Annotated in this window: 19 protein-coding genes, 1 pseudogene and 1 riboswitch; of the genes and pseudogenes, 13 read left to right on the top strand and 7 right to left on the bottom strand. The window is 67.8% G+C overall.

Annotated elements, in window-relative coordinates; genetic code table 11:
* Positions 1–660: pseudogene (locus VA603_RS00635) on the top strand (hypothetical protein); the annotation flags it as partial.
* On the opposite strand, the gene VA603_RS00630 reads toward VA603_RS00635, so the two are convergent.
* Positions 615–956, bottom strand: a complete 342-nt coding sequence (locus tag VA603_RS00630) for an NHLP-related RiPP peptide (RefSeq protein WP_323437631.1) — start codon at positions 954–956, stop codon at positions 615–617. The pseudogene VA603_RS00635 and the gene VA603_RS00630 sit on opposite strands and share 46 nt — an antisense overlap.
* A 117-nt stretch (positions 957–1,073) precedes the next feature.
* Between VA603_RS00630 and VA603_RS00625 the strand changes: the two genes are divergently transcribed.
* Complete coding sequence (locus tag VA603_RS00625) at positions 1,074–2,255, top strand: putative peptide maturation dehydrogenase (protein WP_323437630.1); 1,182 nt, start codon at positions 1,074–1,076, stop codon at positions 2,253–2,255.
* 46 nt (positions 2,256–2,301) lie between these two features.
* Here VA603_RS00625 and VA603_RS00620 read toward each other — a convergent pair whose 3' ends face one another.
* The 3 genes from VA603_RS00620 to VA603_RS00610 all read right to left on the bottom strand — a co-directional run bounded on the left by VA603_RS00620 (position 2,302) and on the right by VA603_RS00610 (position 7,277).
* Positions 2,302–4,281, bottom strand: coding sequence for an acetyl/propionyl/methylcrotonyl-CoA carboxylase subunit alpha (locus tag VA603_RS00620; protein ID WP_323437629.1), 1,980 nt, complete (start codon positions 4,279–4,281; stop codon positions 2,302–2,304).
* A 19-nt stretch (positions 4,282–4,300) separates the two neighbouring features.
* Positions 4,301–5,911 (bottom strand): carboxyl transferase domain-containing protein, encoded by a 1,611-nt coding sequence (locus VA603_RS00615; RefSeq protein ID WP_323437628.1) that lies wholly within the window; start codon positions 5,909–5,911, stop codon positions 4,301–4,303.
* Between the two features lie 202 nt (positions 5,912–6,113).
* Entirely contained in the window at positions 6,114–7,277 is a 1,164-nt protein-coding gene (locus VA603_RS00610) for an isovaleryl-CoA dehydrogenase (protein ID WP_323437627.1), read from the bottom strand.
* 145 nt (positions 7,278–7,422) lie between these two features.
* On the opposite strand from VA603_RS00610, the gene VA603_RS00605 reads away from it, so the two are divergent.
* The 3 genes from VA603_RS00605 (at position 7,423) to VA603_RS00595 (ending at position 10,523) form a co-directional block, all read left to right on the top strand.
* Entirely contained in the window at positions 7,423–8,040 is a 618-nt protein-coding gene (locus VA603_RS00605) for a TetR/AcrR family transcriptional regulator (RefSeq protein ID WP_132863627.1), read from the top strand.
* A 124-nt stretch (positions 8,041–8,164) separates the two neighbouring features.
* On the top strand, positions 8,165–8,683 hold the full coding sequence (locus VA603_RS00600) for a c-type cytochrome (protein WP_132863625.1): 519 nt from the start codon (positions 8,165–8,167) through the stop codon (positions 8,681–8,683).
* A 109-nt stretch (positions 8,684–8,792) separates the two neighbouring features.
* On the top strand, positions 8,793–10,523 hold the full coding sequence (locus VA603_RS00595; protein WP_323437626.1) for an ExeM/NucH family extracellular endonuclease: 1,731 nt from the start codon (positions 8,793–8,795) through the stop codon (positions 10,521–10,523).
* Between the two features lie 183 nt (positions 10,524–10,706).
* On the opposite strand, the gene VA603_RS00590 is transcribed toward VA603_RS00595, so the two are convergent.
* The gene (locus VA603_RS00590) at positions 10,707–11,567 is read right to left on the bottom strand and encodes an EamA family transporter (protein ID WP_323437625.1); all 861 of its coding nucleotides are present in this window, start codon (positions 11,565–11,567) and stop codon (positions 10,707–10,709) included.
* Between the two features lie 63 nt (positions 11,568–11,630).
* On the opposite strand from VA603_RS00590, the gene VA603_RS00585 reads away from it, so the two are divergent.
* The 3 genes from VA603_RS00585 (at position 11,631) to VA603_RS00575 (ending at position 15,016) form a co-directional block, all read left to right on the top strand.
* Positions 11,631–12,302, top strand: coding sequence for an alpha/beta hydrolase (locus tag VA603_RS00585; RefSeq protein WP_132863620.1), 672 nt, complete (start codon positions 11,631–11,633; stop codon positions 12,300–12,302).
* A gap of 4 nt (positions 12,303–12,306) precedes the next feature.
* Positions 12,307–13,401 carry a cell division protein ZapE gene (gene zapE / locus VA603_RS00580; RefSeq protein ID WP_132863618.1) on the top strand — a complete coding sequence of 365 codons (1,095 nt, stop codon included), beginning with the start codon at positions 12,307–12,309 and terminating at the stop codon, positions 13,399–13,401.
* 118 nt (positions 13,402–13,519) lie between these two features.
* Positions 13,520–15,016, top strand: coding sequence for a vWA domain-containing protein (locus VA603_RS00575; RefSeq protein WP_323437624.1), 1,497 nt, complete (start codon positions 13,520–13,522; stop codon positions 15,014–15,016).
* A gap of 72 nt (positions 15,017–15,088) precedes the next feature.
* Here VA603_RS00575 and VA603_RS00570 read toward each other — a convergent pair whose 3' ends face one another.
* Positions 15,089–15,886 carry a DUF2884 family protein gene (locus VA603_RS00570; protein ID WP_323437623.1) on the bottom strand — a complete coding sequence of 266 codons (798 nt, stop codon included), beginning with the start codon at positions 15,884–15,886 and terminating at the stop codon, positions 15,089–15,091.
* A 265-nt stretch (positions 15,887–16,151) separates the two neighbouring features.
* Positions 16,152–16,372, top strand: a riboswitch (cobalamin riboswitch).
* Positions 16,373–16,637: 265 nt separating this feature from the next.
* Between VA603_RS00570 and VA603_RS00565 the strand changes: the two genes are divergently transcribed.
* The 5 genes from VA603_RS00565 (at position 16,638) to VA603_RS00545 (ending at position 22,981) form a co-directional block, all read left to right on the top strand.
* Positions 16,638–18,947 (top strand): ribonucleoside-diphosphate reductase subunit alpha, encoded by a 2,310-nt coding sequence (locus tag VA603_RS00565; RefSeq protein WP_225591762.1) that lies wholly within the window; start codon positions 16,638–16,640, stop codon positions 18,945–18,947.
* A 226-nt stretch (positions 18,948–19,173) separates the two neighbouring features.
* Complete coding sequence (locus VA603_RS00560) at positions 19,174–20,193, top strand: ribonucleotide-diphosphate reductase subunit beta (protein ID WP_132863611.1); 1,020 nt, start codon at positions 19,174–19,176, stop codon at positions 20,191–20,193.
* Positions 20,194–20,523: 330 nt separating this feature from the next.
* A complete protein-coding gene (locus VA603_RS00555; RefSeq protein ID WP_132863610.1) occupies positions 20,524–20,925 on the top strand; it encodes an acyl-CoA thioesterase in 402 nt (133 codons plus the stop codon).
* 10 nt (positions 20,926–20,935) lie between these two features.
* Positions 20,936–21,799, top strand: coding sequence for an NAD-dependent protein deacetylase (locus VA603_RS00550; protein ID WP_425603632.1), 864 nt, complete (start codon positions 20,936–20,938; stop codon positions 21,797–21,799).
* A gap of 72 nt (positions 21,800–21,871) precedes the next feature.
* Positions 21,872–22,981, top strand: a complete 1,110-nt coding sequence (locus tag VA603_RS00545; protein WP_323437622.1) for an NADH:flavin oxidoreductase/NADH oxidase — start codon at positions 21,872–21,874, stop codon at positions 22,979–22,981.
* A gap of 67 nt (positions 22,982–23,048) precedes the next feature.
* Here the strand turns inward: VA603_RS00545 and VA603_RS00540 are convergent.
* A partial coding sequence (locus tag VA603_RS00540; protein ID WP_323437621.1) for a LysR family transcriptional regulator occupies positions 23,049–23,962 on the bottom strand: 914 nt, incomplete at its 5' end.

Genomic DNA, 23,962 nt, shown 5'->3' with positions numbered 1-23,962 from the left:
CAGATTGCGGTGTTGCATTGGCTGTCCGGTGATCGCCGTGCCGCCCTGGCTACGTGCCGAAATGTCGTGCGTGATGCCATCGCCGCGCTTGATGGTGCAGCGGGGCTGTCGGCGCGTACCGAGGCAGCGACCGCTGCCCATGCGGCGGTACTGGCCCAGCGATTGGGCGACCACGCGCCGGCAAGGCAGTTGATCGCCCGGCTCGATACGGCGCCACAGCTCGCCGCGATGCAACCGGTGAGCGGGTTCCTGCAGGTGCTCCGGGCGCGCGAGGCACTGGCTGCCGGGAAGAACACGCAGGCGTTGGAAGGGCTATTGTCCCTGCATGGGCAGCATGAATCCTTCCAGTTGCGGGTTGCCCTGATGGAGGCCTATGCGACCCAGGGTAACGCCGATGCGGCCCTGCGCCAGGCACAGTGGCTGACCTCAAACCGGGGCTGGGCATACGCTGAGTTCGGAGGCTGTGGCTGGTGTGGTCAAAGCCTGAACGTCGCCGACGCAAATCTGGCCCGGCTCCGCAGGATCGAACTGCTGGACCAACTCGGGCGCCGCGTCGAAGCGCGCAGTGAGCTTGAGCGCTTCGATGGCGACTGGAAGACCCGGGCACTGCCCGACTACTTGCGGACCCGTCGCGAGGCCTTGCTTTCCACGTTCAATTGAATGGGGATCATCGCCAGGCCTTGGGTGAGCATGCGGCGTATTTCCGCGCGTGCCTTGGCGATGCGCTCCTTGGTTGCCAGATGCTGCACGGTCAGGCTCGCGCGGAGGAAAGCCAGCTCGGCGTCGACATTCCCCTGCGTCGGCGCGTGGCCGATCTGTACCAGGGCCGCTGCCGGGTCCTTCCGGAACGCACGACGGAACGCATTGTCCGTACTCAGCAGGTCAAGCAGGCGATCGGCAATGGCAGGTTCAAGTGCGACGGGTGCGACCGGAGTGCTGGGTTTCTTCGTCGCCATGTTGTGTCCTTTGCGGGCTTCTGCTCGATTTCCAGGCAGGGAGCGGAGCGCTGCGTGGTGCAGGCTGCAACTCCCCATTCAGTGATCGCACAACTATACGTTCGATGAGGGGAAAGTGTGAAGGTAAGGCGTTGTTCGATCCTGCATCTGGAGCCCCGGGAAAGGGTTGAGTTCAACCTGGCTGGATTGTTGGCCGGGAGCGATGGACTGGTCCGGCGGCAACATTGGGTGGCATTGGCGCCGCATCTCGGCCATGAGGTGGGCATTGATGAGGCAGAGTGCATGCTGCTCGGCAGGATCAGTCCGGAGGCATGGACCGAGGCAGCCGCGTTCGCCGGGGACATGAGGCCACTGCTGCGTTCCTTGCTGCACAAAGGGCTGGTGATCGCGCGACACCGCCGCCATGCGGCGTTCCGTCAGCAGGATGAGGCGATGCGGGAGGGGTATTGGCATCCGCTGGCAGCCACGTTCCATGCGTTCACGCGATGGGACGATGCTGATGCGGTGCAAGCCATGCAGGAGACCGGTACGACCACTGCCGCTGAACTGAGGCAGCAGCTCGGTCCGCCGCCTTCTGAAGCAATCAGCCGCGTGGAGGAGAGCGAGCAGGTCAGGCTGCCGACGGAAGCGGACAACGCGTTCGACCAGCTGCTGGCGCGACGGGTGACGTGCCGCAACTTTGACACTGCACGGCCACTTCCGCTTGTCTTGCTGTCGCAGCTGCTTGGTCGCGTATTCGGTGTCCGTGCGACAGAACGGGTGACTGATGACACTGTGTTCCTCAAGAAGAGCAGCCCTTCCGGAGGCGGGTTGCAACCGGTCGAAGCCTACCTGCTGATCCGCAATGTCCAGGGGCTGGCTGACGGTGCCTATCATTACCAGCCGATGGCGCATGCGCTGGAGCCGCTGCCTGGCCTGACCAGGCCAGTGGCGGCACTGATGTTGGATGCGCTGGCGCAACAGCATTGGTTCGCCGATGCACATGTGCTGGTTGCCCTGGCCCCGCGCTATGCCCGCAACTTCTGGAAGTATCGGCATCATGCCAAGGCCTATCGCGCCGTGGTGCTGGAGGCCGGACATTTGTCACAGACGCTGTATCTATCGGCCACCGACGCCGGTCTGGGCGCCTACGTCACTTGTGCGATCAATGAAGGCCTGCTCGAGCAGGCCTTTGGCCTGGACCCGATGACGGAGGGCGTACTGGCCGTCTGTGGCTTTGGGTGGCGAAGCACCGAGATGGTAACGATGGAGCTTGATCCGGCGGAGCAGATCTGGCGGGCACCGGGCGTCGATGCCTGAGCTGTCACCGGCCCCCCATGGCCTGCCGCGTGGCTCTCATGACAGATCAGGAAGCCGTGCCCGCCTCGAAATCCACCAGCACCGCGCCGTCGCCCACCTGGTCGCCGGCCTTGGCACGGAAGCCCTGCACCAGACCATCGGCGGGCGCCTGCAGCGTGTGCTCCATCTTCATCGCCTCCATCACCAGCAGCGGCGTGCCGCGGGTGACGGTGCTGCCGGGCGCGACCAGCAGCGTGACCACGCGGCCGGGCATCGGTGCGAGCAGGCTGCCGCCATGGTCGGAGGTGTCGGCGGCATCGGCGACCGGGTCGTGCACGGTGAAGCGCAGTTGGCGGACATCGCCGAAGACGTGCAGCGCGTTGCCATCGCGCACGCTGTCGCCGCGGTGCAGCCGGTCGCCGATCTGCAGCGCATAGCCGGCATCGTGGGTGCGGCCCTGGACCTGCAGCAGCCCGTCGCCGTCGTGTACCTGCCAACCGCCGGCCATGCGCCGCACCCGCAGCGTGCGTTGCTGTTGCAGGTGTTCCAGCGTGACCGCACGTGCGGCCGGGCCGGTCAGGCGCCAGCCGTCGGCGATATCCCATGCTGACGCATCGGCACGCGCCTGACCTTGTTCACCGGCAACCAGCACCGCGGCCACCGCCCAGTCGGCCGGCGTGGCGGCGTTGTGCTGGATGTCCAGCGCCTCGCGCTCGCGCTCGATCAGCGCGGTGTCCAGGTTGGCATGGCGGAACGAATCGGTCATCACCAGCCGGCGCAGGAACGCGGCGTTGGTGGTCACCCCGACCACCTGGCAGTCCAGCAATGCACGTTGCATGCGCTGCAGGGCGCGGTCGCGGTCCATGTCCCAGACGATCAGCTTGGCGATCATCGGGTCGTAGTACGGGGTGATCGCATCGCCTTGCTCGACGCCGGCGTCCACGCGCACGTGGGCAGTGGCCTGCGGCAGGCGCAGGTGGCGCAACGTGCCGGTGGACGGCAGGAAACCGCGGTCGGCGTCTTCGGCGTACAACCGGGCTTCCAGCGCATGGCCGTGAATCTGCAGTTGCTCCTGCGCCCTGGGCAACGGCTCGCCGAAGGCGACGCGCAGCTGCCATTCGACCAGGTCGGTGCCGGTGATCAGCTCGGTAACCGGGTGCTCGACCTGCAGGCGGGTGTTCATTTCCATGAAATAGAAATCGCCATCCGGCCCGGCGATGAACTCCACCGTGCCAGCGCCCACGTAACCCACCGCACGTGCGGCGTCGGTGGCGGCTTTGCCCATCGCGGCGCGGCGCTCGGGCGTCATGCCGGGAGCGGGGGCTTCTTCCAGCACCTTCTGGTGGCGGCGCTGCACCGAGCAGTCGCGCTCGAACAGATACACCACGTTGCCCTGGCTGTCGCCGAACACCTGGATTTCAATGTGGCGCGGGCGCTCGACGTACTTCTCCACCAATACATGCGCATTGCCGAATGCCGCCTGCGCCTCACGCTGGCAGCTGGCCAGGGCGGCCTCGAAATCCGCGCTGGCCTCGACCTTGCGCATGCCCTTGCCACCGCCACCGGCACTGGCCTTGATCAGCACCGGATAGCCGATGGCGTCGGCCTGCGCACGCAGGAAGTCCGGTTCCTGTCGCTCGCCGTGGTACCCGGGCGTCAACGGCACCTGCGCGGCCTGCATCAGCGCCTTGGCCGCGCTCTTGTCGCCCATCGCGTCGATGGCGCTGGCCGGTGGGCCGATGAACACCACGCCTGCGTCCGCGCAAGCACGCGCAAAGCCGGCGTTCTCGGACAGGAAGCCGTAGCCCGGGTGGATGGCCTGCGCGCCGGTGCGGCGCGCCGCCTCGAGAATCGCATCGGCGCGCAGATAACTTTCCGCCGCCGGCGCGGCGCCGATATGCACCGCCTCGTCGGCCAGCCGCACATGTCGCGCGTTGCGGTCTGCATCGGAGTACACCGCCACCGTGGCGATGCCGAGGCGCCGGCAGGTGCTGATGACGCGGCAGGCGATTTCACCGCGGTTGGCGATCAGGATCTTGTTGAACATGGAAGGTCTCCGGTCGCCGTTACATGCGGAACACGCCAAAACGCGTGTCCTGCGTAGGTGCGTTGAGGCTGGCGGCAAGCGCCAGGCCGAGGATGCGTCGCGTGTCGGCGGGGTCGATCACGCCGTCATCCCACAACCGCGCACTGGCGTAGTAGGGATGCCCCTGCTGCTCGAACTGGTCGCGGATCGGCTGCTTGAATGCATCCTCCTCGTCCGTCGACCACTGCCCGCCCTTGGCCTCGATGCCATCACGCTTCACCGTCGCCAACACGCTGGCCGCCTGTTCGCCGCCCATCACCCCGATCCGTGCGTTCGGCCACATCCACAGGAAGTGCGGCGAATACGCCCGGCCGCACATGCCGTAATTGCCGGCGCCAAACGAACCACCGATCACCACCGTGTACTTGGGCACGCGCGCGTTGGCCACGGCCATCACCAGCTTGGCGCCGTCTTTTGCGATGCCGCCGTGTTCGTACTTGCGGCCGACCATGAAGCCGGTGATGTTCTGCAGGAACACCAGCGGGATGTTGCGCTGGCAGCACAGCTCGATGAAGTGCGCGCCCTTCAGCGCCGACTCCGAGAACAGGATGCCGTTGTTGGCGATGATGCCGACCGGATGGCCATGCACGTGCGCGAACCCGGTGACCAGCGTGTTGCCGTAGCGCGGCTTGAATTCGTCGAAGCGCGAGCCATCGACCACGCGCATGATCACTTCGCGCACGTCATAGGGCTTGCGCGTATCGCTGGGGATCACGCCGTACAGCTCATGCGCGTCGAACAGCGGTGCTTCATCGTCCTGCAGCGCAACGCCTGGCGTGGGCTTGCGCCAATTGAGGCTGGCGATGATGGCACGCACCCGCGCCAGCGCCTGCAGGTCGTTGTCGGCCATGTGGTCGGCGACGCCGGAAATGCGTGTGTGCACATCGGCACCGCCCAGTTCCTCGGCGCTGACCACTTCACCGGTGGCGGCCTTCACCAGCGGCGGACCACCGAGGAAGATGGTGCCCTGTTCCTTGACGATGACCGTCTCGTCGCTCATCGCCGGCACATACGCGCCGCCGGCAGTGCAGCTGCCCATCACGCAGGCGATCTGCGGGATGCCCTGCGCCGACAGGTTGGCCTGGTTGTAGAAGATGCGGCCGAAATGGTCGCGGTCCGGGAACACCTCGTCCTGCAGCGGCAGGAACGCGCCGCCGGAGTCGACCAGATAGATGCAGGGCAGGCGGTTCTGCTGCGCGATCTCCTGCGCGCGCAGGTGCTTCTTCACCGTGACCGGGTAGTAGGTGCCGCCCTTGACGGTGGCATCGTTGGCCACGATCAGGCACTCCACCCCGGACACGCGGCCGATGCCGGTGACCATGCCGGCGCCAGGCACCGGGTCGTCGTACATGCCATGCGCGGCCAGCGGCGCGACTTCCAGGAACGGGCTGCCGGGGTCGAGCAGCGCATCGATGCGTTCGCGCACCAGCAGCTTGCCGCGCGCGGTGTGCTTGGCCCGCGCCGCGTCGCTGCCGCCACGCGCGGTGGCTTCCAGCGTGGCGCGCAGATCGTCAACCTGCGCCTGCATGGCAGCACGGTTGGCTTCGAAGCTGTCGCTGCCGGGTTGCAGTTGAGTGGTGAGGATGGTCATGGCGGCGGAATCCTGGAGGTTCTGGAACATGCCTGTGCTCGCGAAGGCCGGAGCAGGGCTGTTGCATCCCTTCTCCCTTTCAAGGGAGAAGGTGCCCCGAAGGGGCGGATGAGGGGTGCTCTTCGGACGTTGAGTCCGCGTGCTCGGAGTTTCCCCTCACCCCAACCCCTCTCCTGTGAACGTGAGAGGGGCTCAAGCGGCATCATGCGGTCTTCTGGAACAACTCACGCCCGATCAGCATGCGGCGGATCTCCGACGTGCCGGCGCCGATCTCGTACAACTTGGCATCACGCCACAAACGGCCGGCCGGGTACTCGTTGATGTAGCCATTGCCGCCGAGGATCTGGATCGCCTCGCCAGCGGCCCAGGTTGCCTTCTCGGCCGAGTACAGGATCGCGCCGGCGGCGTCCTGGCGCGTGGTGCGGCCCTGGTCGCAGGCCTTGGCCACCGCATAGACGTATGCCCGGCAAGCATTGAAGCCGACGTACATGTCGGCCAGCTTGGCCTGGATCAGCTGGAACGTACCGATGGCTTCACCAAATTGCTTGCGCTCGTGCACGTATGGCAGCACTACGTCCAGCGCCGCGGCCATCAGGCCCAGGGGGCCACCGGACAGCACCACGCGCTCGTAGTCCAGCCCGGACATCAGCACCTTCACGCCGCCGCCCACCTCACCCAGCACGTTCTCCACCGGCACTTCGCAGTCCTGGAACACCAGCTCGCAGGTGTTGGACGAACGCATGCCCAGCTTGTCCAGCTTCTGCGCGGTGGAGAAGCCCTTCATGCCCTTCTCGATGATGAAGGCGGTGATGCCACGTGAACCGGCATCCGGGTCGGTCTTGGCATAGACCACCAGCACGTCCGCATCCGGGCCGTTGGTGATCCACATCTTGTTGCCGTTGAGCACGTAGTGGTCGCCGCGCTTGTCGGCGCGCAGCTTCATCGACACCACGTCCGAGCCGGCACCCGGCTCGCTCATCGCCAGTGCGCCGACGTGTTCGCCGCTGCACAGCCTGGGCAGGTATTTCTGCTTCTGTGCCTGGCTGGCGTTCTTGCGCAGCTGGTTGAGGCACAGGTTGGAATGCGCGCCGTAGGACAGGCCGATGCCGCCGGAGGCGCGCGAGATTTCCTCCATCGCCACCACATGCGCCAGGTAGCCCATGCCGGTGCCGCCGTACTCCTCTTCCACGGTCATGCCGAGCAGGCCCTGCTCGCCAAGCTGGCGCCAGAGCGGGTTGGGGAAGTGATTGGTGGCGTCGGCTTCCGCGGCCAACGGGGCGATGTGCGCGGCGGCGAACTGGGCCACGCTTTCGCGCAGCATGTCGATCTCTTCGCCGAGATCGAAGGACAGGGTGGGGACGTGCATGGGGCGGCTCCAGTACAACCAGGCGAGGGGGCGCTCCGGGGTGGGGGTGACGGCTGCGGCCGTCCGCACGGGCGTTTGCGCGCAGCCTAGCCGGTCTTCGTGAAAAAGTGAATACAAATTCAAAAATTGAACTTAGAATCACTCCATGGCCTACAAACGCTCGGAACTGATGGAAAAGCGCCTCGCCGGCAACCGCGAGGCGATCCTGGCGGCCGCCCGGCGACTGGTCGCGGCCGGCGGCTACCGCAATGCACCGGTCACTGCCGTGGCGGCCGAGGCCGGAGTCTCCACCGGGTTGATCTACCGCCACTTCCCGTCCAAGGCGGAGCTGTTCGTCGAGGTGCTGACCGCGGCGGTGGAACATGAGCTGGAGATCCTGTCGGCGATTGCCGGGCAAGCGCGCCCGGCGCCACAACGCCTGCACGCGGCGGTGGCTTCGTTCGTGCGGCGCGCGATGGCCGGGCCATGGCTGGCCTATGCCTTCATCGCCGAGCCGGTGGATCCGGAAGTGGAGGCCGAGCGCATCCGTTGCCGGCGCCTGTTCGGTGACGTGTTCAAGCGAATCCTTGCCGACGGCGTGCATGCCGGCGAGTTGCCGCCGCAGGACCTGGACGTGAGCGCGGCCTGCATCGTCGGTGCCTTCACCGAGGCACTGGTCGGGCCCGTTGCCCCCAGCCGCGATGGCCTGCGCGATGGCGAACATCTGGTCGATGCGATCGGTGCGCTATGCCTGCGTGCAGCCGGTGCCGCAGCGCCGCGTTGAGGCCGGCGGGATGGTGCGTTGCCGCATTCATTGAGGCCGCCAACCCGTTGCAGGCGCGGCCCAACGCTGGTCTATACTCGCCGGCAGCCATAGTCCTTCGACTACTCGCCTGGGGTATTGAGACGTGCGGAATTACGACCTCGAGTTTCTCAAGCGCTTTTCCATCGTCATCGTCATTCTGGCCGTCATCACGGTTGGCCTGATCATCTTCGCTTACTTCCTGCAGCACTCCATCCCCGCCGAAGTCTCGCCCACCGTGGCCAAGCGCGTTGAACAGCGCATCGCGCCGATCGGTGCGGTGTATGCGGGTGCGACCGGTGCCTCGGCCCAGGCCGCGGCTGCAGCGGCCGCCGCCGCGGCGGCTTCGGCCAGCGGTGCCTATGGCGGCACCCTCGACGGCAAGACGATCTTCGACAACCTGTGCACCGCCTGCCATACCACCGGCGTGGGCAAGGCGCCGACGCTGGACCACGCGCACTGGGACAGCCGTCTGGCGCAGGGCAAGGACACCCTCTACAAGCACGCCATCGAGGGCTACACCGGCCCGGACGGCGGCATCATGCCGCCGAAGGGCGGCAATGCCGGGCTCAGCGAGGAGCAGATCCACGCCGCCGTGGACTGGATGCTCGACAACCTGAAGTAAGCCGCCAGATTCGGTGGCTTGCGGTCACATCGGCTGCTGCACAATATCCGGCGCCGCCCTCGACGGGCGGCGCTTTTTGTTTGCCCGCCGCCGCCAACCGGAGTTGCCCATGCGCCGTACCCCCACCCTTCTCGCCCTGGCACTGGCTTTGGCCTGCGCCGGTCCCGCGCTGGCCGCCCCGCCGGCGGTGTTGCCGATCGGCAAGGTCCAGGGCAACGGCGCGCGCAGCGCCCATGAAGGCAAGACCGTCACCATCGAGGCGGCCGTGAGCGCTGACCTGCGCGAAGGCCTGGGTGGCATCTTTGTGCAGGACGCCGGCGATGGCGATGCGGGGACTTCCGACGGTTTGTTCGTGCAGCTGCCCAAGGACCAGGCGGTGCAGCCCGGGCAGTGGCTGCGTATCACCGGTACCGTGCAGGAGCTGCCGGCCGGCAAGAGCGACAACCGCCTGACCACCCTGCAGGCCGACAAGGTCACCGCCATCGCCGCACGCCCGGCCCCGGCGGTGACCGTGCTGCAGGACGTGCCGGCCAACTGGGAAGCCCTGGAAGGCATGCAGGTCCGCATCGCCGTGCCGCTGACCCTGGCCGGCCAGGATGGCCTGTCGCGTTACGGTGAGCTGACCGCGGCCTTCGGTGGCCGCCTGTGGCAGCCCAGCGAAGTGGCCGCCGCTGGCAGCCCGGAGCAGGCGGCGGTGATCGCCGACAACGCCCGCCGTCGCATCCGCCTGGACGATGGCAGCAGCCAGCGTGATCCGCGCAGCGTGCCGTACCTGGCCGAAGGCACGCTGCTGCGCACCGGCGCGCAGCTCACCGACGTGCAGGGCATCGTCGACCAGCGTTTTGATGGTGACATCCGCCTGCAGCTGACCGCACCGCTGACCGTCGCCGAGGCGCAGCGTCCGCAGCAGCCGCCGACGGTGGCCGGCGGCCTGCGCATCGCGGCGTTCAACCTGGAGAACTACTTCAACGGTGACGGCAAGGGCGGCGGCTATCCGACCCTGCGTGGCGCCAGGACCGCCGAGCAGCAGGCGGCCCAGCAGGCCAAGCTGGTGACCACCATTCGCAGTCTCAACGCCGACGTGGCGGCGCTGATGGAACTGGAGAACGACGGCTACGGCCCCGGTTCGGCGATCGACCAGCTGGTGCGTGCGATCAACGAAGGGCAGGGCAGGGACGGCGACTGGGCGTTCGTCGATGCCGGCCACGGGCCGGGCGACAACCCGATCCGCGTTGGCATCATCTACCGTCGCTCGAAGGTGAGCCCGGTCGGCAGGCCGGCGGTGCTGGAGCGCGAGCCGTTCGGCGAGCGCAGCCGCGTGCCGATGGCGCAGGCGTTCCGCATGGGCCGCAAGGGCACGCCGTTCGTGGTGGTAGCCAACCACTTCAAGTCCAAGGGCTGCTCGGAAGCCAGCGGTGCCGATGCCGACCGCAATGATGGGCAGGGCTGCTGGAACGCCACCCGCGTGGAATCGGCGCGCCTGCTCAATGCCTGGCTGCAGGAAGACCCGACCGGCAGTGGCAGCAAGGACGCCGTGCTGCTGGGCGACTTCAATGCCTATGCGATGGAAGACCCGATCCGCCAGCTCGCCGCCGACGGCTGGCAGGACGCCTTCAAGCTGGCCGGCGTGCAGCAGCCTTACAGCTATGTCTACAACGGCCTGACCGGTCGGCTGGACCACGCGCTGCTGAGCCCGGGCATGGCGGCGCGCCTGAAGGGGGCGGCGGAGTGGCATACCAACGCCGATGAAGCCGACGAGGCCGGTTACCAGGGCCGCAACGTCCCGGGCCCATGGCGCAGTTCGGACCATGATCCGCTGCTGCTGGGCTTCGAGCCGTAAGTTCCCGTACGCGAAGACCGCCCTCCCTTGAGGCAAAGGCAGGAAAAGGCTTCGCCCCCTCCCTTGAGGCAAAGGGAGGAAAAGGCTTTGCCCCCTCCCTTGCGCCGAAGGCGCAGGGGAGGGCCGGGGAGGGTTGCCGTTGCCGTTGCGATTGCGGTTGAAGCCTCACCGCGGAAAGAGGCACTACAGCGTCCCGCGCGCGATCAAGCCAATCGCCGCCACCGCCAGCAGCAGGCCCACGCGGTTGAGCACGCTGGTCTTCTCGCCGAACACCCACACGCCCACCAGTGCGCCCAGGCACACCACGCCGATGTTCATCCCGGCGAAGATCGTCGCCGGGCTGTGCGGCAATGCCTGGTGCGCACGCACGTAGAACAGGATGTTGCCGAAGTTGATCGCACCCAGCAGCAGGCCATAGGCCAGATTGCGGGCATCCAATCGCGAGGCGCCGGTGAAGTGGCGTTGCAGCTGCCAGGCCAGCATCAGCACGAAGGCGATGCCAAAGCTCACCAGCAGCGCCGAGGTCGACGGGGTGCCGGCGGCGGCGACCTGCTTGAGCAGGATGTCCACCAGCGCGAAGCCGGCCCACACGCCCAGCAGCCAGCCCCAGCTCGAACCGGTCGGCGTCGTCGCATCGCCGTTGCGTGCGCTCACCCCGACGATGGCCAGTAGCCCCAGCGCCAACCCGGCCAGCTTCCAGCCGTTGGCCTGTTCGCCGAACCACACGAACGCCGCGGTCAATGACAGCAGCAGCGACAGCCGCTGCGCCACGTCGCTGCGCACGATGCCGGCCTGCCGCACCGCCCGCGCCAGCACCAGGAAAATGCCGGGCAGCGCCACCGCCAGACCCAGCAGGGCCAGCCATGGCGTGTGCCCGCCCTGCAGCGATTGCAGGGAAGGCTTGAGCACCAGCAGCGACAACACGCTGGCGGCCAGGTAGTTCCAGGTCACGGCCTGGGCGATGTCGATGCCGCGGCGTGGCGCCAGTTTCAGCAACACCGACACCAGCACGCTGCAGGCCACGCTCAGGAACAGGAAATGCATTGTTTCGGCTACCGTGAAGACCACGGCGGTGATGCCGCCGGTCGGGGCCGGTATTATGGCTGCATGCAAACGCCCCCATTCCCCCACGAATCGGCGACGCTGACCCTGGAAGGCCCGGCCGGGCCGCTGGAGGTTGCCGTCGACCTGCCCGATGGCGACGCCGCGCCGCGGCCGGTCATCGCCGTCATCTGCCACCCGCTCTCGATCGAAGGCGGCAGCATGCACAACAAGGTGGTCACCATGGTCTCGCGCGCGCTGCGCGACCTGGGCATCACCACCGTGCGTTTCAACTTCCGCAGCGTCGGTGCATCGGCCGGCGTCTACGACAATGGCGAAGGCGAAGGCGATGACCTGCGCGCGGTGGCGCACTGGGTGCGCAGCCAGCGGCCGGACGCCACGCTGTGGCTGGCCGGTTTCAGTTTTGGCGCCTACGTGTCGTTGCGTGCGGCCGGTGCGCTGCAGCCGCAGGCCCTGATCTCGATCGCCCCGCCGGTGGGCCGCAGGACCTGGGATTTCAGTCAGGTGCAGCCGCCGTCGAACTGGCTGGTGGTGCAGGGCGAGGCCGACGAAGTGGTCGACGCGCAGGCGGTCTACCAGTGGCTGGCGTCGCTGGACAACCCGCCGCAGCTGGTGCGCATGCCCGACACCTCGCATTTCTTCCATCGCAAGCTGATCGACCTGCGTGGCGCGATCCAGCATGAAGTGCGGCGCTGGCTGCCCGACAGCAGCAGCTGACCGCATGGACGCACTGACCCCCTCACAACGCTACGCCGCCGGCGTGGCCCGTGGCGACTGGCGCGATGACCCGGCCCAGCATGCGGCGCTGGCCGAGCTGGACCGCATCCATGAGGCGCTGGTGGATTCTGCGCAGGACGGCTGGCTGGACCGCCTGTCCGCCTTCTGGAAGAAGCCCGAGCCGGTCAAGGGCCTGTATTTCTGGGGTGGCGTGGGCCGCGGCAAGACCTTCCTGGTCGACCTGTTCTACGACGGCCTGCCGATCGAGCAGAAGTACCGCACCCACTTCCACCGCTTCATGCGTGGCATCCACGAGCGCCTGCGCGAGCACCAGGGCCAGAGCGACCCGCTGGCCAAGATCGCCCAGGAGTGGCGCAACAACCTGCGCGTGCTGGTGCTGGACGAGTTCTTCGTCACCGACATCGGCGATGCGATGTTGCTGGCGCGCCTGCTGGAGCGCCTGTTCGCCGAGGGCGTGACGCTGGTGACCACCTCCAATACCGCGGTGGAGAACCTGTACCTCAACGGCCTGCAGCGCGAGGGCTTCCTGCCGGCGATCGCGCTGCTGCAGAAGTACTGCGTGGAGCTGTACGCCGAAGGCACCGAGGACTACCGCATGCGTGCGCTGACCCGCTCGCCGGTGTACCGCGCGCCGCTGGAGGATGACAGCGATGCATGGCTGCTGGGCCGCTGGAAGGAACTGAGCGGCAGCGACGACCCGCGCAGCGGCAACATCGCCATCGAAGGCCGCAAGATCCCGGTGCGAGGGCGCGGCAAGAGCATCGTCTGGTTCGACTTCCCGGCGTTGTGCGAGGGGCCGCGTGGCCCGTCGGACTACATCGAGATCGCGCGCGAGTTCAACACCGTGCTGCTCGGCGGCATCCCGCATTTCGACCGGATGAACGAAGACGCGGCGCGCCGTTTCGTCAACCTGATCGACGAGTTGTACGACCGCCAGGTCAACCTGGTCTGCACCGCGCAGGATCCGCCGCCGCTGTTGTATTCGGGCACCCGCCTGGCCGGCGCCTTCGAGCGCACTGCCAGCCGCCTGATCGAGATGCAGAGCGCCGAGTACCTCGGTACCCCGCACCGTCATTGAGGGCACCGCCGGGAGTGCCGGGCCACGCTCGGCGCTACGGCGCACCACCGCTTAACCCCGTTCCGTATCCCCGGCCGTTCCTGTATCCGCACGCCACACCGGCACAGGAGCCAACGCCATGAAGCACACCCTCGCATCGAAGCGGTCCCCGGCCCGTACCGCGGCCTTGGCCGCGGCCGTCACCCTGCTGGCCGGCTTGCCGGTGCTGGCCACCGTGCGCACCGCCGGGCCACCGTCGTCCGTGGTGGAAGGCGACCTGCAGGCACCGGGCGTGCAGCGCGTGCGCGAAACACGCGCCAACTTCCAGCCACCGGCAGGCAGCACCTGCAGCGACACCCCGGTACTGAGCGAAGTGCCTGACCCCGATCGTGGCCAGGTCCAGCACACCCGCCGCAGCCGCCACGCCATCGCCGAGAGCGAAGCGGCGATGGTGTCCGAGGCGGTCATGCCGCCGTCGCCCCCGGCACCGCCGGCGCCCGTGCCGCGCCCGGCCCCGGCGGCCGATGCGGCTTACCGGACCTCGGCAAAGGCGATGGCGCCGGCCGGTCGCGCCAGTGAGGTCGCGGTGCGCCAGCAGTCGCAGGTGCCGGTGACGGCCGGCGTGGTCGACGACAACGCCGACTTCGGGGCGTTCCAGCAGTTCCTGCAGCGTCATGGCGAGTCCGCGCAGCTGGGCCGCGACATCCGCGTGCGCCAGCGCCTGCAGGTGGTGGATACCCGGGGCCGCCCGGTGCCGGATGCGGAGGTGTCGGTCGTTGCCGGCAATGGCGCGCGGATGTGGGCGCGTACCGATGCCGGTGGCCAGGTGTGGGTGCACCCCAATGCCTTCGATGACCGCGATACGCCGCGCTACCAGGTGCAGGTGCGCCGTGGCGGCCGGAGCGTGGAGGCGACCCTGCAGCGTGGGCAGAAGAACGCGCTGCAGGTGGTGATGCCCGACGCCGCGCCGCCGGCCCGTGCGCGGCTGGACCTGGTGTTCATGGTCGATGCCACCGGTTCGATGGGCGATGAGATCGACAAGCTGCGCGGCTCGCTGCAGGGCATCGTGCGCGACATCAGCCGGTTGCCGTCCAACCCGGACATCTGCCTGGGGCTGGTGACCTACCGCGACCGCGGTGATGAGTACTTCGTGCGCGGCTGGGACCTGACCGGCAATGTCGGCGCGTTCCAGCAGGTGCTCGACGGCGTGCAGGCCAATGGCGGCGGCGACTATCCCGAGGCCATGAACGAGGCCTTCAACCATGCGGTGCAGTCGTTGAGCTGGCGCGGCCCGTCGACCACCCGCGTGCTGGTGTCCTTGGCCGATGCGCCGCCGCACATGGACTACGCGCCCCCGCGCTATGACCAGACCGCGTTGGCGGCGCTGGGCAAGGGCATCAAGGTGTTCAGCGTGGCCGCGTCCGGCCAGGACACCACCGGCGAGATCGTGCAACGCCAGATCGCGCAGTACACCGGCGGGCGTTTCATCTTCCTGACCTACAAGGACGCCGCCGACCCGGCCAGCGGTGCCGGCACCCAGACCACGCACGACGTGAGCAACTATTCGGTCGACACGCTGGACCAACTGGTGGTGCGCCTGGTCCGCGAGGAGCTGGCGCGGTTGCCCAAGGGCTGATCCGGAGGCGTCGCTGCGCTGCGACGGGCGCGGCTTCGGCTGCCAAGCCAATGGCAGGCACCTCGGTCGCGCTTACGGCAGCGGGATGCTGTTGCCGGCTTCCCGCTCGTGCACGGCGGCGGTGGCATCGCCGGTGACGCGCATCATCTGCAGCGGCTGGCCGTTGTAGCGGAATTCCAGCGCCGATTGCAGTCGGTCCAGCGCCAGTACCTGGTTGCAGAGCGACTGCGCATGCCGTTCCAGCACCTGCGTGCGCGCTTCCAGGCGTTGTTCCATTTCGGCATCGAGCTTGTCGGCGCGCTTGTCCAGGCGGTCCGAGCCGCCGGTGAACACCGTCCACAACACGCTGCGCGCCATCGAGCCGGCCAGCGATTCGGCGGCGGCTTCCACGCGTTGCTCGAAGCCCTCGTCGAAGGCGTCCTGTTCCCAGCGCCCGCGGCCGATGGTATGCGCCACGAAGTCCTCGGCCTCGCGCCGCAGCTTGCGTACCTTGCGCGAGTTGGCGTCGCCGGTCAGCGTCTCGTACACCGCGTCCAGCGCATCGAAGGTGATGCCCACCGACTCGGTGGCGATCCCGGTGACCGCTGGCATCAACTGGCGCACGCCGTTTTCCAGCGCCCGCAGGCGCTGGGCATCGGCCGCCGAGACCGGCTGCATCCGGCCATCGATGCTCAGCTCGCCGTCGTGGAAGACGATCTCGCGCAGCGCCTGCGTGTCGCGTCGCAGCCAGATGCCGCCGCCATCGACCAGCACGTCGTAGTCGGTTTCCACGCCACATTGGTCGGCCGAGAGAGAGGGGGCGTTCACCGTGGCGGCGTGGCCCGCGACGGGGAGCAGGAGCAGCAGCGTGGCGAGGGCAGCGGTGCGCATGGCGATGTCGTCCTTGGGATGGCGTCAGCTTCGCGACTTGGCGGCAGGTTGGCCCCGGTCGAAAGTCACGCCTGACGGCGGGACGTGATTTTCACACCATCAGAACAACTGATTTCCGCACAAAAAAATCCGTCAAACCCCTTGACTGCGCAGTCGATTCAGACAGTTCGGATCGTGATTATCCGGACAGTTGCGGCGCAGCCCTTGTGCCACAAGGCTTGGCGAATTTTCACAACATTTCGTGTTGACCCTGTCATACACCCCCACTATCTTGTGGGTCGTCGGTTCCGGCGGGTTTGCTCCCCGCTGGATTCAAAGGGAAGCCGGTGACGCCTTCAGGCCAGTCCGGCACTGCCCCGCAGCGGTAATTGGGAACGACCCCGCCACACAGCACTGAGGCAGCGGCCTTGGGAAGCGGCGGAGTAGGAGAAGGCCCCCGCCTTCATGCCCATGAGTCCGAAGACCTGCCGACAGCCGCGCGAAGCACACCGCGCGGTGCCGGCTGCGGTGTCTTCGAGGGGAAGACGGCTGGTGACGTGGTGCTGCTGACGCCGACCTCCGGGTCGATGCCGTCGCGGCCGCTGCGACGCCGCCCTTCCATGCTCACGACCCGCACCGGCCCCGGTTCCTGCGAGGGCAGGCACCCCGTGCACAACGCCATGAAGGACACACCGTCGTGACCACTTCCGCTACCGAAGTCGCCCCGGCCGAGGCCGGCTTTGAACTGACCCCGCCGCCCACCGCCACCGCCATGAGCGTGACCAAGCGCAATGGCAACACCGAGCCGGTGGACCTGAACAAGATCGTCCGCGCGATCCAGCGCTGCTGCGAGGGGCTGCATTCGGTCGACCCGATGCGCGTGGCCACCCGCACCATCTCCGGCCTGTACAACGGCGCCACCACCCAGGAACTGGACGAGCTGTCCATCCGCACCGCCGCGTTGCTGATCGGCGAGGAGCCGGAGTACGGCCGCCTGGCCGCGCGCCTGCTGGCCAACTTCATCGCCAAGGAAGTGTCCGGCCAGGAAATCCACGCGTTCTCGCAGTCGGTGGGGCGCGGCCACGAAGTGGGCCTGATCAACGACCGCCTGCTGAACTTCGTGCAGATCAACGCGCGCAAGCTCAACGATGCGATCAACCCCGAGTACGACCTGAACTTCGATTACTTCGGCCTGCGCACGCTGTACGACCGCTACCTGCTGCGCCACCCGCATTCGCGCAAGGTCATCGAGACCCCGCAGCAGTTCTTCCTGCGCATCTCCAGCGCGCTGAGCGAGGACGTGCCCGAGGCACTGGCGCTGTACCAGCGCCTGGGCAGCCTGGACTACCTGCCGTCCAGCCCGACCCTGTTCAACGCCGGCACCAGCCACGAGCAGCTGTCCTCGTGCTTCCTGCTGGACTCGCCGCAGGATTCGCTCGAGTCCATCTACGCCAAGTACGGCGACATCGCCCAGCTGTCCAAGTTCAGCGGCGGCATCGGCGTGAGCTACACCCGCGTGCGTGCGCGCGGCTCGCTGATCCGGTCCACCAACGGCCACTCCAACGGCATCGTGCCGTGGCTGAAGACGCTGGACTCCTCGGTCGCGGCGGTCAACCAGGGGGGCAAGCGCAAGGGCGCGGCCTGCGTGTACCTGGAAACCTGGCACGCCGACATCGAGGACTTCCTGGAGCTGCGTGACAACGCCGGCGACGAATCGCGCCGCACCCACAACCTCAACCTGGCCAACTGGGTGCCGGACCTGTTCATGCAGCGCGTGGAGGCCGACCAGGAATGGTCGCTGTTCGACCCGCGCGTGGTGCCGGAATTCACCGACCTGTACGGCCCGGCCTTCGAGCAGGCCTACCTGCAGGCCGAGGCGCAGGGCAAGGCCGTGCGCACCATCAACGCCCGCAAGCTGTATGGCCGGATGATGCGCACCCTGGCCGAGACCGGCAACGGCTGGATGACCTTCAAGGACAAGTGCAACCTGGCCAGCAACCAGACCCTGCGCCCGGGCAACGTCATCCACCTGTCCAACCTGTGCACCGAGATCCTGGAGGTCTGCTCCAACGACGAGACCGCGGTGTGCAACCTGGGCTCGATCAACCTGGGCAACCACTTCGACGAGCACGGTGACTTCGATTTCGAGAAGCTGGCCGAGACCGTGCGCCTGGCCGTGCGCCAGCTCGACCGTGTGATCGACCTGAACTTCTACCCGATCGAGACCGCCCGCCGCGGCAACCTGCGCTGGCGCCCGGTCGGCCTGGGCTGCATGGGCCTGCAGGACGTGTTCTTCCGCAAGCGCCTGGCCTTTGATTCGGAGCCGGCCCGCGCGCTGTCCAGGAAGATCGCCGAGACCATCTACTTTCACGCGCTGGAAACCTCGTGCGAGCTGGCCACCGAGCGTGGCAGGCACCCCTCGTTCAACGACACCCGCGCCGCCCACGGCGAGCTGCAGTTCGACGCCTGGAACGTGGTGCCGGAAGACACCGCGCGCTGGGACGACCTGCGCGCGCGCATCAAGCAGCACGGCCTGCGCAACTCGCTGATCATCGCCATCGCCCCGACCGCCACCATCGCTTCCATCGCCGGTTGCTACGAGTGCGTCGAGCCGCAGGTGTCCAACCTGTTCAAGCGCGAGACGCTGTCCGGCGACTTCCTGCAGATCAACCGCTACCTGGTCGGCGAGCTGAAGCAGCTGGGCCTGTGGACCGACGAAATGCGCGATGCGATCAAGCTCGCCGATGGCTCGATCCGCAACCTGCAGCAGATCCCGGAAACGCTGCGCGAGGTGTACCGCACCGCGTGGGAGCTGCCGATGCGCTCGCTGATCGACATGGCCGCCGACCGCGGCGCGTTCATCGACCAGTCCGCCTCGCTCAACCTGTTCATGGAAAGCCCGAACATCGGCGCGATGTCGTCCATGTACATGTACGCGTGGAAGAAGGGCATCAAGACCACCTACTACCTGCGTTCGCGCCCGGCGACCAAGATCGCCAAGACCACGGTCAGCGCCTACACGCCGGTGGAAGCCGTCGCCTGCTCGCTGGAAAACCCGGAAGCCTGCGAAGCCTGCCAGTAAGCACCGCTCAAGCCCCTCTCCCGCTTGCGGGGTGAGAGGGGCCATTTTGCGAACCACCGGTTCGCGGCCCATCGAACGCCCTTGCACCCGTGCAGGGGCCGGGGCGCGAAGCGGGGGTTGGGGTGAGGGCACTGCTGAGCAAGCAGCCCTGAACCTCGAAGAGCCAACCCTCATCCGGCGCCATGCGCCAGCTTCTCCCTGCGGAGAAGCGCAAACGAGAGTCCCCATGTCCAAGAAACCCAACCAGATGCTGCTCGACCCCGGCTTCGAGCTGACCCTGCGCCCGATGCGTTACCCGGACTTCTACGAGATGTACCGCAACGCCATCAAGAACAGCTGGACGGTGGAGGAGATCAATTTCCAGATCGACATCACCGACCTGCACCACAAGATGACGCCGGCCGACCGCCACCTGATCCACCGCCTGGTCGCGTTTTTCGCCACCGGTGACTCGATCGTCTCCAACAACCTGGTGCTGAACCTGTACCAGCACCTCAATGCGCCGGAAGCGCGCATGTACCTGTCGCGCCAGTTGTACGAGGAAGCGCTGCACGTGCAGTTCTACCTGACCCTGCTGGACAACTACCTGCCGGACCCGGAAGAGAGGTTCAAGGCGTTCGCCGCGGTGGAGAACATCGATTCGATCAAGAAGAAGGCCGACTTCTGCTTCAAGTGGATCGACTCCATCCAGGGCCTGAAGCGGATCGAGACGCGCGAGGAGCGCCGCCAGTTCCTGCTCAACCAGATCTGCTTCGCCGCGTGCATCGAGGGCCTGTTCTTCTTCGCCGCGTTCGCCTACGTGTACTACTTCCGTTCGCGTGGCCTGCTGCCGGGCCTGGCCTCGGGCACCAACTGGGTGTTCCGCGACGAGAGCTGCCACATGGAGTTCGCCTTCGAGTGCGTGCGCACCATCCGTGCCGAGGAGCCGGACCTGTTCGACGCCAGGATGGAACAGCAGGTCTACGAAATGCTGGAGGAAGCCATCGAGTGCGAAGTGCAGTTCGCCGAGGACGTGCTGTCCGGCGGCGTGGCCGGCATCTCCACCCGCGACATGCGCCAGTACCTGCAGCACTGCGCCGACCAGCACTTCGCCAAGCTGGGCATGGCCAAGAAGTACAACGTGCGCAACCCGCTGCCGTTCATGGAGCTGCAGGACGTGCAGGAGCTGACCAACTTCTTCGAGCGCCGCGTCTCGGCCTACCAGGTCGGCGTGCAGGGCGAGGTGTCCTTCGACGAAGCGTTCTGATCGTCGCGCATCGGCTATACCCGACACCCCGGTGCGAACGCCCGGGGTGTTCCTGTTTTCGGATTGCAGTCGGGGACGAAGCCAGGATCGCCGCGTAGGAGCGGCCTTGGCCGCGAAGCCGATGTGGCTCGCCATCATCATGCCTCCTGTCCACGCATGGTCCTGTCACGCGTGTGTCACGGCGTTTCATTGCCGGATCCCGGGGGACGGGGCGTCGTTGGCGTTTCTCGCTTCGCGCCCGAGGGGGCTCCTGCGCGGCGTGATCGGCGTACACCAGCCGCACAGCCTGTGCGGCGTATCATCCCGGCATTCCCCCATTGCCGACGTCCCATGACTCCGATCCCGCAGACCGATCCGCCCGTTGAAGTACGCATGGCCGAGATCGTTTTCCCGAACCACACCAACCACATGGGCACGCTGTTCGGTGGCCAGGCGCTGGCATGGATGGACAAGGCGGCCTTCCTCGCTGCCGCCCGCTATTCGCGCCGCACCGTGGTCACCGCGCGCTCGGACCAGGTCGACTTCAAGCTGCCGATCCGCATCGGCCAGATGGTGGAAACGATCGGCCGCGTGGTGCGCGTGGGCCGCAGCTCGATGCACGTGGAAGTGGAGCTGGTGACCGAGGACCTGCTCACCGGTGCCCGCGAGCTGTGCACCAAGGGTACCTTCGTGATGATCGCGCTCGACGCCGAGGGTCATCCGACCAGCGTGCCGTCCCTGCCGCCGCTGTGACCCGGTTGCGATGACCACCTCGTCCCCACCGCCGCTGGGTGGCCTGTCCCCCGCACTGGTGGCCGAACTGCCGGAGTTCATCGCCCGGCACCGGCGCCTGCTGGTGGTGACCGGCGCCGGCTGCAGCACCGACTCGGGCATCCCCGATTACCGCGATGCCGACGGCCAGTGGAAACGCACCCCGCCGGTGACGTTCCAGGCCTTCATGGGCGAGGCGGCGACGCGGCAGCGTTACTGGGCCCGCAGCCTGCTCGGTTGGCCACGCTTCGGCCTGGCCCGGCCCAACACCACCCACCACGCGCTGGCGGCACTGGAAGCCGATGGCCGGGTGGAACTGCTGCTCACCCAGAACGTGGACTGCCTGCACCAGCGTGCCGGTAGCCAGACCGTGATCGACCTGCACGGGCGGCTGGACCGGGTGCGCTGCATGGCCTGCGAAGCGCGTTCGTCGCGTGAACGGCTGCAGGTGCGCCTGCTCGCCGCCAACCCGGGCTGGGACCGGCTCGACGCCGGCATGGCGCCGGACGGCGATGCCGACCTGGAAACCGACTTCAGTGCCTTCCAGGTGCCGGACTGCGAGCACTGCGGCGGCCTGCTCAAGCCGGACGTGGTGTTCTTCGGCGAGAACGTGCCGCGCGAACGCGTAGCGGCGGTGCAGGCGCACCTGCAGCAGTCCGATGCAGTGCTGGTGGTGGGGTCATCGTTGATGGTCTATTCCGGGTTCCGTTTCGTCGATGCCGCGGCCAAGGCCGGCCTGCCGATCGCGGCGGTGAACCTGGGCCGCACCCGCGCCGATCACCTGCTGTCGCTGAAGGTTCAGATGCCCTGCGCGCAGGCGCTGGGGTTCCTGCTCGACGGGACCAAGACGCAGTGATCCACCACGCCGGTTGAATCGGGTCCGGCGGGGGCGTGCAATGTGCGCTCCCCACTTTTTGCGGATCTTCCCGTGAGCCACCTGTTCTCGCCCCTGTCGCTGGGCCCGCTGTCGCTTTCCAACCGCATCGTCATCGCGCCGATGTGCCAGTACTCGGCCGAGGATGGCCAGGCCAGTGATTGGCACACCATCCACCTGGGCCAGCTGGCACAGTCCGGTGCCGGCCTGCTGATCCTCGAAGCCACCGCCGTGCTGCCGGAAGGGCGCATCAGCTGGGCCGACCTGGGCCTGTGGGACGAGGCCACCGAAGCTGCGCTGGGCAAGGTGTTGGCCTCGGTACGGCGCTGGTCGAAGATGCCGATCGGCGTGCAGCTGGCCCACGCCGGGCGCAAGGCGTCCACCGCCCGGCCGTGGGACGGGGGCCGGGCGATCGCGCCGGACCAGGAACATGGCTGGCAGGTGCTGGCCCCCTCGGCTTTGCCGTTCCTGGAGGGTGAGCCGACCCCGCAGGCACTGGATGCCGCCGGCATCGATGAGGTGGTCGAGGCGTTCGCCGCGGCGGCCCGCCGTTCGGTGCGCCTGGGCCTGGACCTGATCGAACTGCATGCCGCGCACGGTTACCTGCTGCACCAGTTCCTGTCGCCGTTGAGCAACCACCGCACCGATGAATACGGCGGTTCGCTGGAGAACCGCATGCGCCTGCTGCTGCGGGTGTTCGATGCAGTGCGTGCGGCGGTGCCGGCCACGGTCGCCGTGGGCGTGCGCATCTCGGCAACCGACTGGGTCGATGGCGGCTGGGACGTCGAGCAGAGCATCGCGTTGGCCAAGGCACTGGAAGCACGCGGCAACCATTTCCTGCATGTTTCCAGCGGCGGACTGGACCCGCGCCAGCAGATCCCGGTGGGCCCGGGCTACCAGGTGCCGGCCGCCGAGGCGATCAAGGCGCAGATCGGCACGCCGGTGATCGCGGTGGGCCTGATCACCGAGCCGGCCCAGGCCGAGGCGATCCTGGTCGAAGGCCGTGCCGACGCCATCGGCCTCGCCCGCGGGATCCTCTACGACCCGCGCTGGCCGTGGCACGCCGCCGCCGCCCTGGGCACGCATATCAGCGCCTCGCCGCAGTACCTGCGCTGCGAGCCGCATGAAGCCCGCGGCCTGTTCGACGTCGGCCGCTGCGATTGACCCCGGCCGGACGCAGCCATGCCGCGCCCGGCTTTGCCAACGCATCCGCGCCGGGCGTGGCCCGGCACTACGGGTGGTCGATGTCCACCCGCCACGCGGGGGGCAGGGCATCGACCACATGCTGCAGCAGCGCCCTGATCTTCGGCGTGAGGTCGCGCCGGTCGCTGACGCACAGGAACAACCGCATCGGTGCCGGAGCAGCACGGGCCTCGTCGCCGCCCGGGGCGGTGAACAGCGGTTGCAGCTCACCGCGCGCCAGGTAGGGCGCGGCGACGAAGGCGGCCAGGCGGGTGATGCCGCCCCCGTTGGCAGCCATCGCCGCGAGCGCGTCGATGTCGTCGCTGACCAGCGCCGGCTGCACGTCGGCGTCGAAATGCAGGCCGTCGCGGGTGAAGCCCCAGCGCAGGTAGCGCCCGTCCAGCGGATGGCGGAACAACAGGCAACGGTGCTCGCGCAGGTCGTCCGGCGAGCGCGGTGTTCCCGCATCGGCAAGATAGGCCGGTGACGCGCAGAACACGAACGGCACCTGCGCGACGGGCCGCGCCACCAGGCCTTCCTCCAACTGGGTTTCGATGCGGAAGCTCACGTCCACGTCCTCGTGTGCATGGTCGACGCTGCGGTCGGTCAGCAACAGCTCGATCGCCAGGCGGGGATAGCGCTGCTGCAGCGCTGGCAACAGGGGCGCGAGGACATGCCGGCCGAAGGCGGCGCTGCTGGCGATGCGCAGCCGGCCGGCCGGCGTGGCATCCGGGTCGGTGACGGCTGCCTGTGCACGCTGCAGGTCGCGCTCGATATGGCGCACCTGCGCCAGGTACAGCGCGCCACGTTCGGTGAGGGCCAGCTGGCGGGTGGTGCGGTTGAGCAGGCGCACGCCCAGGTGGGCTTCCAGGCGGGCGATGTTCTGGCCCACCGCGGCCGGGCTGATGCCCAGGGTGCGTGCGGCGGCGGCCAGGCTGCCGGCATCGGCGGTGCGGATGAAAC

The organism is Stenotrophomonas capsici, from assembly GCF_034961085.1.
Taxonomy (GTDB): Bacteria; Pseudomonadota; Gammaproteobacteria; order Xanthomonadales; family Xanthomonadaceae; genus Stenotrophomonas; species Stenotrophomonas capsici.
This window is presented reverse-complemented; position numbering and strand designations above follow the sequence as displayed.